We start from the raw sequence: 14959 nt of genomic DNA on the forward strand, positions 1-14959 counted from the left end.
CAACGTTGATGAAATTTTCACGTTTGCGTTGTCAGGGTGAAGCGAAACGTAAAAACGCTCCACGGTCCGCATTTCCGTCCCCGCTTCGTAGCAGTCCTTTTCCTGCTGCGCTAGCTCGAATACCCATAGCTTGGCCCTTATGGCATGACTTTCGGGTGTCAGAGGCGACTGAATAAAACGTATGACTAAATACGTATTGCGATAATTGACAACTGCCTGCGCCGGCTAACGCCTTGCCTTGCCTGTTGAAGCTCTCTATCCAGGTAGCTCTCATGTCCCTCAGCAATTCCTTTAGCAATATAAGCGTGCGCGCCAAGCTTACCCTCGGCTTCTCTTTGCTCATCGGCATGATTTTGCTGGTCGCCTACACAGGCTGGCAGGCCACCGATACCCTACGCGATCGCAGCGAGCGAATCAGCGATATTTCCGGATTCAGCAAAGTTGCCCGGGACATGCGCATCGAACGTTTGGTGTACCTCCTTAAGGGCGATGATGACCAGGCCGGCAAGTGGCTTGCCGCTCTTGAAAAAACTGAAAAACAGTTACAGACGATCGACCCACACTTCCGCTCGCCGGTTAATAGAGCGTTGCTCAATGAAGCCAATATCACGCTCAAGCGCTACCGAGAATTCCTGAACAGTACAGTTGCTGCCACTCGTGATCGCGAGGCGGCACGCAAGGTGGCTACCACATCCGCTGAGGCGGCTAATGCTCAGTTAGTAGCGCTTTCAGAGGCTGCAAACGCTGAAGCCGAGGGTGGCGAAGATCGTAAGAAGGTCACAGCTCTCTTCATTGGTATCCAAAAGATGCGCCTTGCCTTCCGCGGCTATGCAATGCAGCCGAACAAGGACGCCGCAGATACTGCACAAACAGCAATTGGCAGCGCATTAGCCCTAAGCCAGGGTCTTATGGCTAGCAGCCTACCGCGTGACAACGTCCAGAACTTGATCAACGCGGTCTCTGAATACCAGAAGCGCTTGCAGGATCTGATTGACCTGCAAGCGAGGGTTGATGAAGCCCAAGGGGGTATTACAACCTCGATCACAGCGATTCTTTCCATCACAGATAAGCTGACCGACATCCAAACGGAGCTCCAAGCGTCCGACGTCGCCGATGCGCGTCAGAAATTGGTGATATGGCTCGCCGTTGCGATCGCTCTAGCACTGCTGGGCGCCTGGTTGATCACCCGATCCATCGTGGTCCCGCTGAAGGAGACCGTTGCGTTGGCAGAAACCGTCGCCAGCGGCGACTTCACACCTCAACTAAAGGTGACGCGCAAGGATGAACTGGGTGATCTGCAGAACAGCATGCAACGTATGACGACCAACCTTCGCGGCCTAATTGGCGAGATGAGGGATGGTGTCGTACAGGTCGCTAGCGCTGCCGAGGAACTGTCGGCGGTCACGGAGCAAACCAGTGCTGGCGTGCACTCTCAAAAGATTGAGACCGACCAAATCGCCACTGCCATGCAGGAAATGACGGCAACCACGCACGAAGTTGCGCGCAACGCCGGTGAGGCTGCTAAATCTGCACAAGACGCCAGCCAGCAGGCCATTCAAGGGGATGGAGCGGTCAAAAAAGCGGTCGCACAAATCGAACAGCTTGCTAGCGAAATGGGCGCTACTAAAGCGGCCATGACTGCGCTGCGAGCCAACGCCGAGAGCATCGGCGGTGTCCTGGATGTCATCAAAGCCGTTTCCGACCAGACGAATCTGCTCGCGCTCAACGCTGCTATCGAAGCCGCTCGCGCTGGTGAGGCTGGGCGTGGATTTGCTGTTGTCGCCGATGAAGTGCGCGGACTCGCGCAGCGCACGCGCTCCTCGACTGAAGAGATCGCTCAGCTCATCATCGTGTTGAATCAGAGTACTGACCATATGGCAGTCGTGCTCGAGCAGAACATGCAACTGACTGATAGCAGCGTCGTCCTTTCACGCGAAGCGGGTGAGATGCTCAGACGCATTACGCAATCGGTGAAGAACATCGAATCAATGAACGATCAGATTGCCTGTGCAGCCGAGCAGCAGAGCGCTGCGGGTGAAGAAATCAGCCGAAGCGTCACCAACGTCCGCGACATCTCAGATCAGACCGCAGCGGCCAGCGAGGAAACAGCCTCCTCAAGCATGGAGCTTGCACGCATAGGTGTTCGGCTGCAGGAGATGACCACCCGCTTCAAGGTTTAGGTAGTCCACGACGGAAGAGGCAGCGGAGCGCTGCCCCACTTACTGGGAGCAAAAGACTTCCTGTAACGGTACAGGCTTCCAGGCCTGGCCGGTCTTACATGCCCGTCGCCTTACTTCGAGCGATTGCTCAGCAATAGTGATGAAACCCTCCGTCCTCAGATAAGGGTTTCGACTGGCCGCCCGCGGAGCCTGAGCAAACTATCGGCATATCGCTACTGCCAATAGAGCTCTCATGAGTCAGCCGACGCTCCGTAACGCTCCAGGCACCATCCAATTGCTCCAACGTGCCGTTTTTGACGGCTACGACTTCGGTTTGAAGATGCCCTATCTCGAGGGAGCCAACCGTCTGCTGACGAGCCGCGGCGGCACCTTCATTCGCCGCGGTGAGCATCCCCTTTCCGGGTATTGGCGGCTGCCTCAGCGGCGGCTGCTGGAGGACTTGGACGTGCTCTTTCACCAGCTGGGGGAGCTGGCCGATGGTCGCTTTGTGCAGGACTGGTCGGGCTTCAGCCGCAAGATCGCCGACGCCCAGGCCGATGTCCGACGAGACCTCTTCATTTGGGGGATGCGACTGCGGATCGCGCCGCTGTCCAGTGGCGGCGTGGTGCTGTCCGGGGACTATCACCCGGGGTGTGTGGCCGTGGCCAAGCGCATGCAGGGCCTCTTCCTCTCCACCAGTCGCGCCTGGCGGGTGCCAGCTTCGGCAGAGCTGCTACGCAGTAACCTCATCCTGGAGCTGGGGCTGCTCGAGGAGCAGTTCGAAATGCTCGACGTGCTCCAGGAGCTGCTGTCGGATGGCTCGGTCAGCGCCGCCCGTGACGTCACGGCGATGTCGATTGGTGGACCGCCACAAGAGCGAAGCGCGGCGTCCGCCGACGAGGACTGCGCGGCGGACATATACCTGGCCGCAGTGCCCGACATCGCCAAGACCAGCTGGACACTGCAGGCCATCGAGGCCGAGCTCAAGCCGTATTCGCTGATGTCCCACCAGCCCGCGGGGATCAGACACCTGTTGCAGCGGACCAGCGCGCTGCTTGCCGATGACATGGGCCTGGGCAAGAGCCGGCAGGCGGTGATCGCCGCCGGTATCCAGTCTGCTGGCCGCCAGATCCTGGTGGTGGTCCTGGCCAGCCTGGTGATCAACTGGGAGCGGGAGATCCAAGCGGTCTATCCGGACGCGCGAATCGCCCGGCAGCGGTATCAGGCTGATGCCCAATGGGTAATCGTCAATTACGAGCGACTGGGCGACTTCGTCGCGCTCGCCGATCAGTTCGCCGTGATGATCATCGACGAGGCCCACCGGCTGAAGGAGCCCACAGCCGCCTGGACGCGCAACGGCTTCGACATCGCCGCCAAGGTGCCCAATCGCTACCTGCTGACCGGCACGCCGGTGCTCAATCGCGAGTCCGAGCTCCACACGTTGCTGCGCTTGTCCGGTCACCCTATCGGGCAGTTGCCGCTCAAGGACTTCTGCGAGCGTTTCGCTGGCAGCTCCGAATTTCGCCAGGGGCTGCGCGCCGAAATCGGCGACTGGATGCTGCGCCGGCGCAAGGACGTGCTACCCGACCTCAAGGGCAAGCAGCGGCAGACTGTGCCGGTGGTACTCAATGAGGCGCAGCAGGTTGAGTACAACGCTATCCGCAATGCCGACCAGCCGGTGTTCGCGAGGCTGGGCCGGCTTCGCCAGCTCTTGGAGCGCGTGAAGGTGCCGGTGGTGATGGAGCTGCTAGGCGAGCTGGATCCCGAGGACAAGGTGATCCTCTTCTGCGAGTACAAGGAGACGGTCATGACGCTGAAGCAGCTGTGTGAGGCCGCAGGCTCGGGATGCGTCACCCTGGTGGGCACTGACAGCCTCATGAAGCGGCAGAAGGCGATAGATCGCTTCCAGCAGGACGCCGATTGCCGGGTCTTCGTCGGCACGACGTCAGCGGCCGGTACTGGCAACAACCTGACCGCAGCCAACTACGTGTTCTTCTTGGGACTGCCCTGGACGCCGGGGCTGCAGGACCAGGCCGAGGACCGGGCCTACCGTAATGGGCAGCGGCGCCTGGTGGTGGTCAAGATCCCGCTGGTGGAGAACAGCATCGATCTGCAGCTGTGGCAGATGCTGCAGGACAAGCGGCGAATTGCTCAGGACCTGACCGACCCCGACGCCGACGCCGACGCCGACGCCGACGCCGACGCCGTCAGGCAAGCACAGCAGCAGCTTGCTAGGGTCGTAGCAGCCTAAGCATCCGTAAAACTTTGACCCAAGAACTCCATGACCGTCTAGCTACTGAGTGCTAGCGTAAGTGTGTCGCCACCACCGTGGCATCCAGGAGCAATGCGTATAAGCAAGTTTCCCGAGATCGACGCTATCAACAGCAAATACCACTACCAGGACACCCACAAGGGGGGAGCCGGTGATTGGGATAAGGTGTCCTGTGGTCAGCACGGAAACTATAACGAACTCGCGTACATCCTCGAACACCGGCTCCTGCCTGAGGTAGGCGTGGGTAAGAAGGCACAGGCAATAGCGGCGATCGAGAAAACCTGCCGCTTGCGTAATGGCTTTTCTCGTACCGAGTTTTATGCATCACTTGAGAAGGAGCTCAACATCAAATTGCCAGACCCCAAACACCCCGATGATGACGACAAAACTCACCGTTAGGTAATGAACGCTACGTCGCCTTCCCAGGTCTAGTGCCGGGAGTGCTCCAACTTGTCTCTTCAGGTTGGCAAATCTGAAGGCTTCGAACTGAGTTCGCCTCCGCCCCGTGCGAAGGCTTTTTTTTGCCTGCTGCTAACCTCTTTCGCTCTAGATACGGTTATCTCCTGCTTTCAGCTAGGCATGCTGGCGCCTTGAACCCCATCATGAATTGGGGCCACGCCGCACATGACCTGGAAGCTCTCCACCCTCTCTCCGCTGACACTCGCCGCCGCTTTGGCGGGCGGCGTTGCGCACGAATCCGCACCACCAGCCACCGGTCCAGACAGCCGGTGCTGGAATCGCGGACGCTCTCCTCGTCCGAGGCTAATCAGCTGGTGCCGCTCGCTAACCTCCCCAGCTCCAGATACGGTTTCCTACTGCTCTGCGGGCAACGTCCCGGCACCCTAAGCCCATCAGAATCCGGGCTTCACTGCATCCAGCTTGAGATTGGTAGGACCTTCTACCGATCGTGGAGCGAAAGTGCATGGCCCCATTACAGGAGAGGGTCATGCAGTTCCGGGATGAGCATCAAGAAATGATCTGTACACACCGCCACAGCCTCATTCTGAAAGCACTGATGCAGCTTGAGGACCTCCGGCAGCTGTTAACTGCTTCGCTCACCCTAAAGGACATCCTCAAGCCACAAATGCTTGAGGAGCACCTGGTCGACTTGATCAATGATTTTGCTCATAGCGCGATTGAGGAAGGCATCGTAGTGCCCAAGCTCATCCAAGATGCCGTACTGGATGAGCTTGAAATGAATCCCATCACGCTGGATGAAATCGATGCTGTGCTCAGCGCTCCGCTCAGCGCAACGTCCTTAGCCTATGTGCGCCTTCGCCATGCTCAACAGGCGAGCACGCCGCAGACAGGTTCTGAGGAATAGGACTCCATCGAGCGATATGGACTGACGGTAAATCTCCCGATAGACATCAGGCATTTTAGGATCGGGGGTTTCGTTGACTACCATAGTCACCGTTTGCTTTTCGGGCTGCTCCTTGGATATCTCATGGTCGTGAAACGACAGGTACAGTTTGGAGGAGCGACTGGTTGGTACTTCGCCAGTCTTTTTCCTTGAGATGTACTGGCGCACTCCCCTGGACGTCACCTCAAAGTCCTGACACTTCCCTGTGATCGCAGCAGCTAACCCCTGTTGATTCTTCATGATCTCGAAACCGGTCATGGCTTGGGCTTCAGTCAAGTAGGCGAAGGCTAGTGGCAGGTTGTATTTGGTCACACCCGCATACTCAAAGGCCCTATTGGCGCCAAAATCCTTCAGCATGTTTTCCCGCGCGTAATCCGGAAGGGCGAGCCCAATCCGCTTTTCAAGGAAATCGATCACCAGATCCGCGTTCTCCAAAAAGAAGCGCTTCAGATCGGCTGCTACGGCCCCCGGGTGCTTTTTCCCACCTGCTCTATCAAGCCTTTGAGGATTGGCGAGCGGACAGATCTGGTAGCGCTCCTGACTGTACTCAGCCAAGCCAGCAACGCTGAAAGCTACATGGGCCGCATACAACGTCTTGGCCACCGTGTTTTTCACGATCCTATTGCGCAGATGGACAGGATTCTTACAACTGGGGCACAGCGCATAGCACTTGGTTTCCCCATCGCGGATCTGCACATAGGGATGGGCTCGTTGGGTCGCCTTGTGGTAGCTCGACTCACTCAGACTGATGGGGTTATCTGGATCGCTCAGCACGCTGAAAACGTTCATTAAGGTATTCCTAGAGGCAGTACGGCTGACTTAAATCTAACCTCTTTCGGCCTAGATACGGTTATCCCCTGCTTCTCTCGAGCTGTGCTGGCACCGTGAGCCCCACTACAAACTGGGGCCTCACCGCACATGATCTGGAAGCTCACGACCCTCTCGCCGCTCGCCTTCGCCGTCGCATTGGCAGGCTGTGCCCAGCAGGAGCCTGCGCCCAGCGCACCCGGCCCCGACAGCTCGCGCAATCCAGAGCTGCTACAGCCTGATCTCTATCCGAAGGGCGCTGTGTCAGAGCCCCAGGTCCGGTACGGCCGCTACACCTTGGTCAACACCGCGCCGGAGACCGAGCAGCGGGACCTGATGGCCCAGATCATCGACGTAAACATCCCGGCCAACATGAAGCCGACCGTTCGCGACGCGATGCAGTACGTGGTCAATCGCTCCGGTTATAGCCTGTGCGGCCCCGAACAAGGGCACGTAAACATCCTCTTCACCCGGCCACTGCCGGCCGCCCAGTACAAGCTCGGTCCAATGAGCCTGCGCAATACCCTGCAGGTGCTGGCCGGCCCGGCCTGGCAGGTCAAGGTCGACGAGGTTGTGCGGTCGGTGTGCTTTGTACTGCGCCCGGGATACCAGCTGCCGGAGGGCCAGCGCTTCGCTGCTGCGCCAGCAACGGCTCCGTCTACGACCACCGTGATGCCGGCGCCGACCCCGTCCAGCTCGCCGGTCACCGTCGCCACCGTACCAGCCGCTAAGCCGTTGGAGACGCACACCAAGTTGGCTAAGCCGGTACCGAACGCTACGTCCACACAGACAGTCAAACCTATGCCCGCCGGCGCGGCGCTGACATCCGCGCCGGTCAATGCGCCTGGGGAGGCCTTGCCTGTCAGGCAATCTCCGAATGCCTCCTCGGCGAAGGGCGCTCCTGCCAAACCCGCTGTCGCTGCGCTATCGACTGCCAAGCCGACTGCTACCCGCGCCGCTACCGTCGTCACCTCTGCAGCCAAGCCTTCAGCCGCTGCTGTCTCCACCCCTTCCAGCGCGTATGCCCTGCCCTCGGTCCGCCTGACCGAACCGGCCTCGGCCATGACCCAGACCTGGGATGCGCCCATTGGCAGCACCCTCCGGCAGTCCGTCGAGGCCTGGGCCAAGCGTGCAGGCTGGCAGGTGGTCTGGGAACCCGATGACCTGGACTACCCCATCGAGGCCGCCCTGCACTTCCGCGGCACCTTTGCCGAAGCCGTCGCACAGGTCTTCCCGCTCTACGACGGCGCTCGCCGTTCCTTCATCGTGGATGGCAATTCCAGCCAGCGCATCGTGCATGTTTCCGAGAGGAAGAAGTCATGACCCACCCCCTTCGCCTGAGCGCCCTGGCGGCGGCGCTCCTGCTCGCCAGTTGCTCGGTACAACGGGTGGACGAATCGGCCCAGCGCGCCGAGAACGACGCCGCCATGGCCAGCCAATACGCGGCGCTGCTGCGTAACCAGCAGCAACAGCCCAAGCGCGAGACCGTCGTGTTCAGCGACAAGCCCTGGGTCTCCACGCAACCGGTGGTGGCCAAACGTGGCATGCCGTCGGCGCTGGACTGCGAGCTGAGCTATCGGCCGTCCGGTAGCGTCGGCATCACCGAGATTGCCCAGTACATCACCAGCCAGTGCGGTATCGCCGTGTTGGTCTCGCCCGATGCACTCAATCCCAATGCCGCAGCGCCCAGCGCACAACCAGCCAGCACCGCACCGGCGCCGATCGGCAATCCCAGCCCAGATAGCCTGGCAGGCCTGCTGCCTGCAGGTGTGATCACCAACCCGGCGACGATGGGCGCCGCGGCGAGCTCCACTGGCTCAGGGTATCGCGCGTCAGACTTCACCAGCCTGGGCGGCGGGAGCCAGGTCAGCGGCCTCAAGTACAGCGGCAAGGCCTCCGGCCTGCTCGATGAAGTGACGGCGCGCCTGGGCCTGGGCTGGCGATATTCGCCCGTCGAGCGCGCCGTGCGGATCAGCTACTTCGAGACGCGGGTCTTCGACGTCTGGTCCTTTGGCGACAAGCAGGTCATCGCCAGCACCGTGAAATCCGGGATGGCCACCGCCGCCGGTACCAGCGGCAGCAACTCCGGTGGATCCAGTACCAGCTCTGGCGTGTCCGGCGACGCGGGCAGTAACCAAAGCACCACGGTAACGCTGGAGTCCTCGATCCTCCAGGACATCCAGAACAACGTGAAGGCGATGCTCAGCGTCGCCCCAGCCGGGCGGATGTATCTGGCCCCCTCCACCGGAACCCTGACCGTCACGGATCGCCCCGAGGTCATCTCCCGGGTTGAGGCCTATCTCAACAGCACCAACCGCAGCATCACCCAGCAGGTGCTGTTCAACGTAAAGGTGTTCGAAGTCACGCTGACCGACACGGACCAGCTCGGCCTCAACTGGGCGGCGGTCTACAAGTCGCTCAACACCAAGTGGGGCTTATCGCTTTCCAATACCGTCTCCGGCATCAGCACCAGCGCCACCTCGGCTTCTGTCGGCATTGTCGACACCGCCAACTCCGCCTGGGCGGGCTCCAACGCAATCGTCCAGGCGCTGGCTGAGCAAGGCCGCGTCTCCAACGTTCGGTCGCCTTCGGTCACCACCTTGAACCTGCAGCCGGCACCGCTGCAGATCGGCAACGTCCAGGGCTACCTGGCCTCCAGCTCGACGACGACCACCGCATCGGTGGGATCCAGCACTTCGCTGACACCCGGCACCATCACCAGCGGCTTCAACATGACGCTGCTGCCGCGCGTGCTCGATCACGACGAGATGCTGCTCATGGTATCGATCAACATGAGCAGCAAGCCCACCTTCCAGACCTTCACCAGCAACGGCTCCAGTGTCCAGTTGCCTGACTACGACGCCAAGTCGTTGTCCCCAAAGGTCAAGCTGCGCAGCGGCCAGACGCTGATCCTGTCTGGTTTCGAAGAGCTCAACGAGAACGCGACGAAGACAGGGGTCGGTGATCCCGGCTTCTTCGGCCTAGGCGGCAGCCGCACCCGGACTTCGGGTCATAGCGTCCTGGTAGTGCTGATCACGCCGATCGTGACGGGTTGACCCTATGGCCATCGCCAGCACATCACCGGTCGCCCCGGCGCAGACTGCCCAGATCCTGACCTATCACGGCAAGAGCTTTGTTTCGGGCCTGCAGTGGCATCCGTTGGGCAGCCTGACCGGCTACATGAAGGAAGCCCGGGAATACGGACGCCTGCACAAGATGGACATCGTCGCTATCCGTCGCACGCCCAATGTCATCCAGGCTGGCTTTGTCGCGCGAAGCGCCGGGGCCATGAAAGGGATGTACTCGTTGGCCGCAGCGCTCGCCGGGCAGCTGGGTCAATCCTGGCTGGCCGCCTGGCAGGTGCCGGATGATGAGCCTCGCTACGCACTGGTAGCTGTGATCGACGGCGCCGTCATCCCCGGTTACGACCTGGTGGGCTCGGCCACCGAGATTCAGCGCAAGGTCGCCCAGCTTGAAAGCCGCGCGCTGACCTTTGATGAGACCTACCTGCCGCCTGAGTTCGGCCTGGGCGGCAAGCCGCTCGACATCGACGAGCTGTTACAGCCGGGCAATCTGAAACGTGACTACGCCCTCAGGCCGCTTGCCTTCGGGTTGAGCAAGGGCGAGTGGATCCGCGTAGGGGTCCTCGGACTCATCGTGGTGGCCGGGGTTATCGGCTACAGCCAGTGGGAGGCCCATAAGCGTGAGCAAAGGCGATTCGCCGCCGTCGCGGCCGAGGCTGCGCGCCAGGCAGAACTGCAAGCGATCAACGAGCGCTCCAAGCAGCAACAGACCATTCATGCCCTAGAGCACCCGTGGGCGAAGCGCCCGGGCGTGCCGGACTTTCTCCTGACCTGCAACGGCGCCATCGACAGGCTTCCGCTGTCCATCGCCGGCTGGCTGTTTACCTCGGCCCAATGCGACGGCGTGCTGCTGTCCACCAACTACAAGCGCGACGGCAACAGTACGGCTTCGGCGTTTGTCGCGGCCACGCGTGGTCACTTCGCTGATGAGCCGGCCTTCTTCGACGAAGGCAATGGCGCCGCGCTCAAGCTGACGTTCGAGCCCCCGTTGGCGGGCGATGATGAGCTGCTGCAGGCCGCAGCAGCACTGGCTGACCTGACCTCCTGGCTGCATGGGCAAGGCCTGGCACCGATCATCAAGGAAGTCCCGGTGGTCATCCCGACGCCTCAGGCCATGCCTGGCCAGCCGGCGCCACCCGCGCCGCCACCGCCGGACTTCAAGCATTTCGAGCTGACCTTCAATACCGCGCTACCGCCGGACATCGTCCTCAGGGACGTGCCCAGCCAAGGCCTGCGGCTACGCGAGATCAAGACCCTTCTGCAGAGCGATCAGCTGGCCTGGTCGGTGACTGGTGACCTCTATGTCAAATGACCTCTCCCTCGCCGTAGCCGGCGCCCTTATGTTGACCCTGGCCATCCCGGCCTGGGCCGAGACGACCACCAAATCAGCTGACCCCGACGGCATCACCGTCGGCGAACTCTCGCGGGTCCAGAGCGAAACCATCCTCTACAAGGCCCAGGGCGAGCGTGCCAAGGCATTGCGCGAGCTCAACGATGGCGGCACTCAAGCCAAGACGGCGCTTCAACCCAGCTTTCTGCCACAGCCCATCGTGCCGTCCAGCAGCGCAGCGAGCAGCACTCTTGAACATAGAGGCACGGCCGAACAGTTGCCCGTGGTCAAGCTGATCTACGGGACCGGTAAGACCCTGCGCGCGACGCTGCTTTACCCCGGCGGATTCGAGATCGATGCCTCCCTAGCGTCGACCGACCTGCCCGGCGGCTACCGCGTGGCCAACTTGAGCTTGGACAGCGTGGTGCTCAGCCGCGGCGGCAAACGCTATCCACTGGGCTTCTCCAACCGCGCGCCCAGCTATCCGGTAGCCACCGTTGCGACGGGTCAACTCCCTGGGTTGCCAGTGACCGCCGCGCCGATGAATCCGGTCGCGCCAGTGCCGGTGCTCCCTCCGGCCCCCATTGCTCTTCCAGGCTCCGCGCCTACCGCCATTCAACCCTGAGGTGACCTTGATGGGTTCAAGAAATCACGTTGTGTCCGCGGCGGCTGAGCCGGAAGGCGAAGCCAGGGTTATCGGTCAGCGATTGGCGAATGAGCTGGTCAGCGAGCTACTCCCGCTCCAGCCACGCCGTGTTCTCACCGCCGAAGGTGCCCTGTGGGGCTCGGTGAAGCCGGAGTTGCGTCAGCTGGTGGCACTGGTTGATGGCGCACGACCTGGTGACCATGCACAGCTGCTGGTATCAGGACAGCACCTGCGCGATCCCTTCGTCATGGCGTTCATGGGTGAGCTGGATCGTGCGGACCTGGACTATCGCGTCGTTCCCAGCACCCTGAGCGACATCCAAGCGCTGTATCAGGTCGCTACGACCCGCGGCGGCGGCACCACCGGTCTCGACAGTACCTCCCGCCAGCAAGAGGTCATCCGTCTACTTGGCGAAGCCCACAGCCGTGGGGCGTCGGACGTCCATTTCGTGGTCGGTCGTGAAATCACCCACATCCTCTTTCGCATCCATGGCCTGCTGACCGAGTACGGTCAAATCCAGAGTCATATGGGCCGCGAGCTCTGCTCAGCCTTGTACAACTCCATGTGCGACGTGGCTGAGGAGCACTACCAGCCCGAGATCAGCCAAGACGCCCGGGTCAAGCACGCCTTCGTGGCTCAGCTGGGCCTCTTCGGCGCGCGGGTCGCCTCTCGGCCGTTGGTGGAGGGGCCGCTCATGGTCCTGCGACTGCTCTATGACGAGAAAGCCAAGCAGTCCCTGGACGAGCTGGGCTTTCTGGCCGAGCAGATCGCCCTGCTCGACCGACTGCGCGGACTTCCGTACGGCGTCATCCTCATTACCGGTCCAACCGGGTCCGGCAAATCGAAGACCCTGCAGGTCACCCTCAATCAGCTGCACAGCGAGACCGACGGCACCCGCCACATTCTCTCCGTCGAAGACCCGCCCGAGTACCCGATCAAGGCCAACCAATCGCCGCTGGGTCATGCTGAAACCTGGGACGGCGCCATCACCAACACCATGCGTCTGGATCCGGACATCCTCATGTATGGGGAAGTGCGTGATCTCGCCACCGCCCAGGCGGCGTTTCGCGGCGGCATGACCGGTCACCTGGTCTTCTCGACCCTGCACACCAACAACGCGGTAGCGAGCCTGCAGCGGCTCATCGACATGGGCGCCGACCCGAGCCTGGTGACAGACCCTGCACTCATGTCAGGCCTCATCAACCAGTCGCTGTTGCCGGTGCTGTGCGCGCATTGCGCCCAGCCACTGGCCTCTCACCGCGACCAGCTGAACCCGGCCCTCATCGAGCGACTGGAGCGGGTCATGGATACCGCGAAGGTCAGGCTGCAGGGGCCTGGCTGTGCGCATTGCCGCAACATGGGTGTCTCCTCGCGGACGGTCGTCGCCGAGGTTCTGATCCCCAACCATCGCTTCATGCAGATCTTCCGCGACCAGGGTGCCAGTGCGGCGAAAACCTACTGGGTCAGGGAAATGGGCGGGATCACCAAGATCCAGCACACCATTGGCAAGGTCGCTGCTGGCCTGATCGACCCCCGGATGGCCGAGACCATCATCGGGCCGCTGGACCTCGAGCTTTTCGTCCTGGAGCAGCCCAATGCTTAGCCGGGTTCTGGACAGTTGGACGACCTTTGCCGATGCCTGGTACGCCAAGCAGTTCGGTAGCAAGGAGCGCATCCAGTTCTACGAGAGCCTCTGCGCGCTCCTGGAGAACGGTGTCGGCATCGACGATGCCCTGGAAGAGCTACGCGCAATCTTCAGCGATGGCGGAAAAAAGCGCCGGGACCCGACCGCCTTGGCCACCGCAGGCATCAGCCAGGCCGTGCGAAACGGCAAGTCCCTGGGCGATGCCTGTCAGCGCTGGATGCCCTACCAAGAGACCGCAATCATCGCCGCCGGCGAGCGTTCGGGCGCCCTGGTTCAGGCCTTCCTGGACTGCGTGCAGATGATCGAGGCCCGCGGTCGGATCTTGTCTCTGATCCTGTCCGTGACCGTCTACCCCATCATGCTGTGGGCAATGATGGCCTATCTGCTCCACGTCATCGCCTCGCGCATGGTCCCGGCCATGACCCGGGTCTCCAACCCCGAGGGCTGGACCGGCATTCCCTACCTGCTCTACCAGGTCTCCAGCTACGTCAACAACTGGGGCTTGCTGACCCTGATCGTGGTGCTGAGCGCCATTGTCCTGGCCATGGGATCGCTGCCCTACCTGACCGGACCGCTGCGCGTCAGGCTTGACCGTCTGCCGCCCTGGTCGATCTACAAGGCCCTGCACGGCTCCACCTTCCTGCTCAACATCTCGGTGATGCTCAAGGCCAACATCAATCAAATCGAGGCCTTGCAGTCGCTGCAACGCGGCGCTAACCCCTGGTTGCGCGAGCGGTTGATCGCGGCCGTCTACGGCGTCAATCAGGGCAAGAACTTCGGCGAGGCCCTGCGTCTGGCTGGGCACGAGTTTCCCGATAAGACCGCCGTCCAGTTCCTCTGCGTGCTGGCGACCCGCAAGGGCTTTTCCGAAGCCATCCACCGCTTCAGCAATCGCTGGATCGAGCAGACGCTCAAGCAGGTGGAGCGCTACACCAAGGCCTTTCTCACCTTTTCGACCGTCGCCATGGGGCTCTTGATGCTCCTGGTCGTCAGCGGCGCCTTCAGCCTGCAGAGCAACGTTGCCAGCCTCCATCACTAGACCCACCACCCAAGGAATCACCATGAGCCAAGCCTGCACCAGCCTCACTCCCGCGGACGTCGGAACGTCGCACAACACGATCGAGTCCAAGCCATTTCGCCTGCCGCCGCGTCACCGGCAGCGTGGCGTTTTCAGCCTGGAAATGATGTTCGTCCTGATCATCGCCGTGGTCGCCCTGGGCTACATCATCTACAACGGCGGTAGCCTCATGGGCTCCCAGGATGTGACCAACGAGCAGTCCAACATCGGCACCCTCATCGCCAATACCCGCAAGCTCAAGGCCAGTAGCGGCTACGGGACGTCCGGTACCAGCCTGGTTTCCCAACTGGTGGCCAGCAAGGGCCTGCCCAACATGAGCGTCAACGGCAGCAACCTGTACAACGCGTGGGGCGGTTCGGTCACCGTGGTGTCGAGCGGTATGACCTTCACCATCACCGAAAACGCCCTGCCTCAGGATGCCTGCGTCACCCTGGCCACCAAGATCAGCCGTGGCACCAAGGTCACCACCGCTATCAACGGCGGCACCGCCGTCACCGGTGAAGTAGATCCCGGTACCGCCACCAGCGGCTGCAGCAAGGACAGCAATGTCGTGGCCTGGACGGTTTACTGAGTTCG

The 14959-nt window shown here is 61.5% G+C and carries 12 protein-coding genes; 11 read left to right on the forward strand and 1 reads right to left on the reverse strand.

The genetic code is table 11. The features are described from left to right. Positions 1–272: 272 nt before the first annotated feature. The 4 genes from V6W80_RS14965 to V6W80_RS14980 all read left to right on the forward strand — a co-directional run bounded on the left by V6W80_RS14965 (position 273) and on the right by V6W80_RS14980 (position 5755). A complete protein-coding gene (locus V6W80_RS14965; RefSeq protein WP_338544679.1) occupies positions 273–2180 on the forward strand; it encodes a HAMP domain-containing methyl-accepting chemotaxis protein in 1908 nt (635 codons plus the stop codon). A gap of 232 nt (positions 2181–2412) precedes the next feature. Continuing rightward, a complete protein-coding gene (locus V6W80_RS14970) occupies positions 2413–4410 on the forward strand; it encodes a DEAD/DEAH box helicase (protein ID WP_338544680.1) in 1998 nt (665 codons plus the stop codon). Positions 4411–4503: 93 nt separating this feature from the next. Then, positions 4504–4830 carry a hypothetical protein gene (locus tag V6W80_RS14975; protein WP_338544681.1) on the forward strand — a complete coding sequence of 109 codons (327 nt, stop codon included), beginning with the start codon at positions 4504–4506 and terminating at the stop codon, positions 4828–4830. A gap of 547 nt (positions 4831–5377) precedes the next feature. Next, the gene (locus V6W80_RS14980; protein ID WP_338544682.1) at positions 5378–5755 is read left to right on the forward strand and encodes a hypothetical protein; all 378 of its coding nucleotides are present in this window, start codon (positions 5378–5380) and stop codon (positions 5753–5755) included. Here the strand turns inward: V6W80_RS14980 and V6W80_RS14985 are convergent. Then, positions 5690–6583, reverse strand: a complete 894-nt coding sequence (locus V6W80_RS14985; RefSeq protein WP_338544683.1) for a hypothetical protein — start codon at positions 6581–6583, stop codon at positions 5690–5692. The two genes, V6W80_RS14980 and V6W80_RS14985, sit on opposite strands and share 66 nt — an antisense overlap. A 129-nt stretch (positions 6584–6712) precedes the next feature. Between V6W80_RS14985 and V6W80_RS14990 the strand changes: the two genes are divergently transcribed. The 7 genes from V6W80_RS14990 to V6W80_RS15020 all read left to right on the forward strand — a co-directional run bounded on the left by V6W80_RS14990 (position 6713) and on the right by V6W80_RS15020 (position 14954). Next, complete coding sequence (locus V6W80_RS14990) at positions 6713–7924, forward strand: TcpQ domain-containing protein (protein WP_338544684.1); 1212 nt, start codon at positions 6713–6715, stop codon at positions 7922–7924. Further along, the gene (locus tag V6W80_RS14995; RefSeq protein ID WP_338544685.1) at positions 7921–9657 is read left to right on the forward strand and encodes a PilN family type IVB pilus formation outer membrane protein; all 1737 of its coding nucleotides are present in this window, start codon (positions 7921–7923) and stop codon (positions 9655–9657) included. Before V6W80_RS14990 ends, V6W80_RS14995 begins: the two co-directional genes overlap by 4 nt. Before the next feature lie 4 nt (positions 9658–9661). Next, on the forward strand, positions 9662–10996 hold the full coding sequence (gene pilO2, locus V6W80_RS15000) for a type 4b pilus protein PilO2 (protein WP_338544686.1): 1335 nt from the start codon (positions 9662–9664) through the stop codon (positions 10994–10996). Between the two features lie 28 nt (positions 10997–11024). After that, positions 11025–11639 carry a type IV pilus biogenesis protein PilP gene (gene pilP, locus V6W80_RS15005; protein WP_338544687.1) on the forward strand — a complete coding sequence of 205 codons (615 nt, stop codon included), beginning with the start codon at positions 11025–11027 and terminating at the stop codon, positions 11637–11639. 10 nt (positions 11640–11649) lie between these two features. Beyond that, positions 11650–13263, forward strand: a complete 1614-nt coding sequence (locus V6W80_RS15010) for a GspE/PulE family protein (protein ID WP_338544688.1) — start codon at positions 11650–11652, stop codon at positions 13261–13263. Further along, a complete protein-coding gene (locus V6W80_RS15015) occupies positions 13256–14344 on the forward strand; it encodes a type II secretion system F family protein (protein WP_338544689.1) in 1089 nt (362 codons plus the stop codon). The genes V6W80_RS15010 and V6W80_RS15015 overlap by 8 nt, the downstream gene beginning before the upstream one ends. 142 nt (positions 14345–14486) lie before the next feature. Continuing rightward, the gene (locus V6W80_RS15020) at positions 14487–14954 is read left to right on the forward strand and encodes a type 4 pilus major pilin (RefSeq protein WP_177323760.1); all 468 of its coding nucleotides are present in this window, start codon (positions 14487–14489) and stop codon (positions 14952–14954) included. Positions 14955–14959: the final 5 nt, after the last annotated feature.

Origin of the sequence: Pseudomonas benzopyrenica (assembly GCF_036884265.1) — a bacterium.
GTDB classification, from domain to species: Bacteria; Pseudomonadota; Gammaproteobacteria; order Pseudomonadales; family Pseudomonadaceae; genus Chryseomonas; species Chryseomonas benzopyrenica.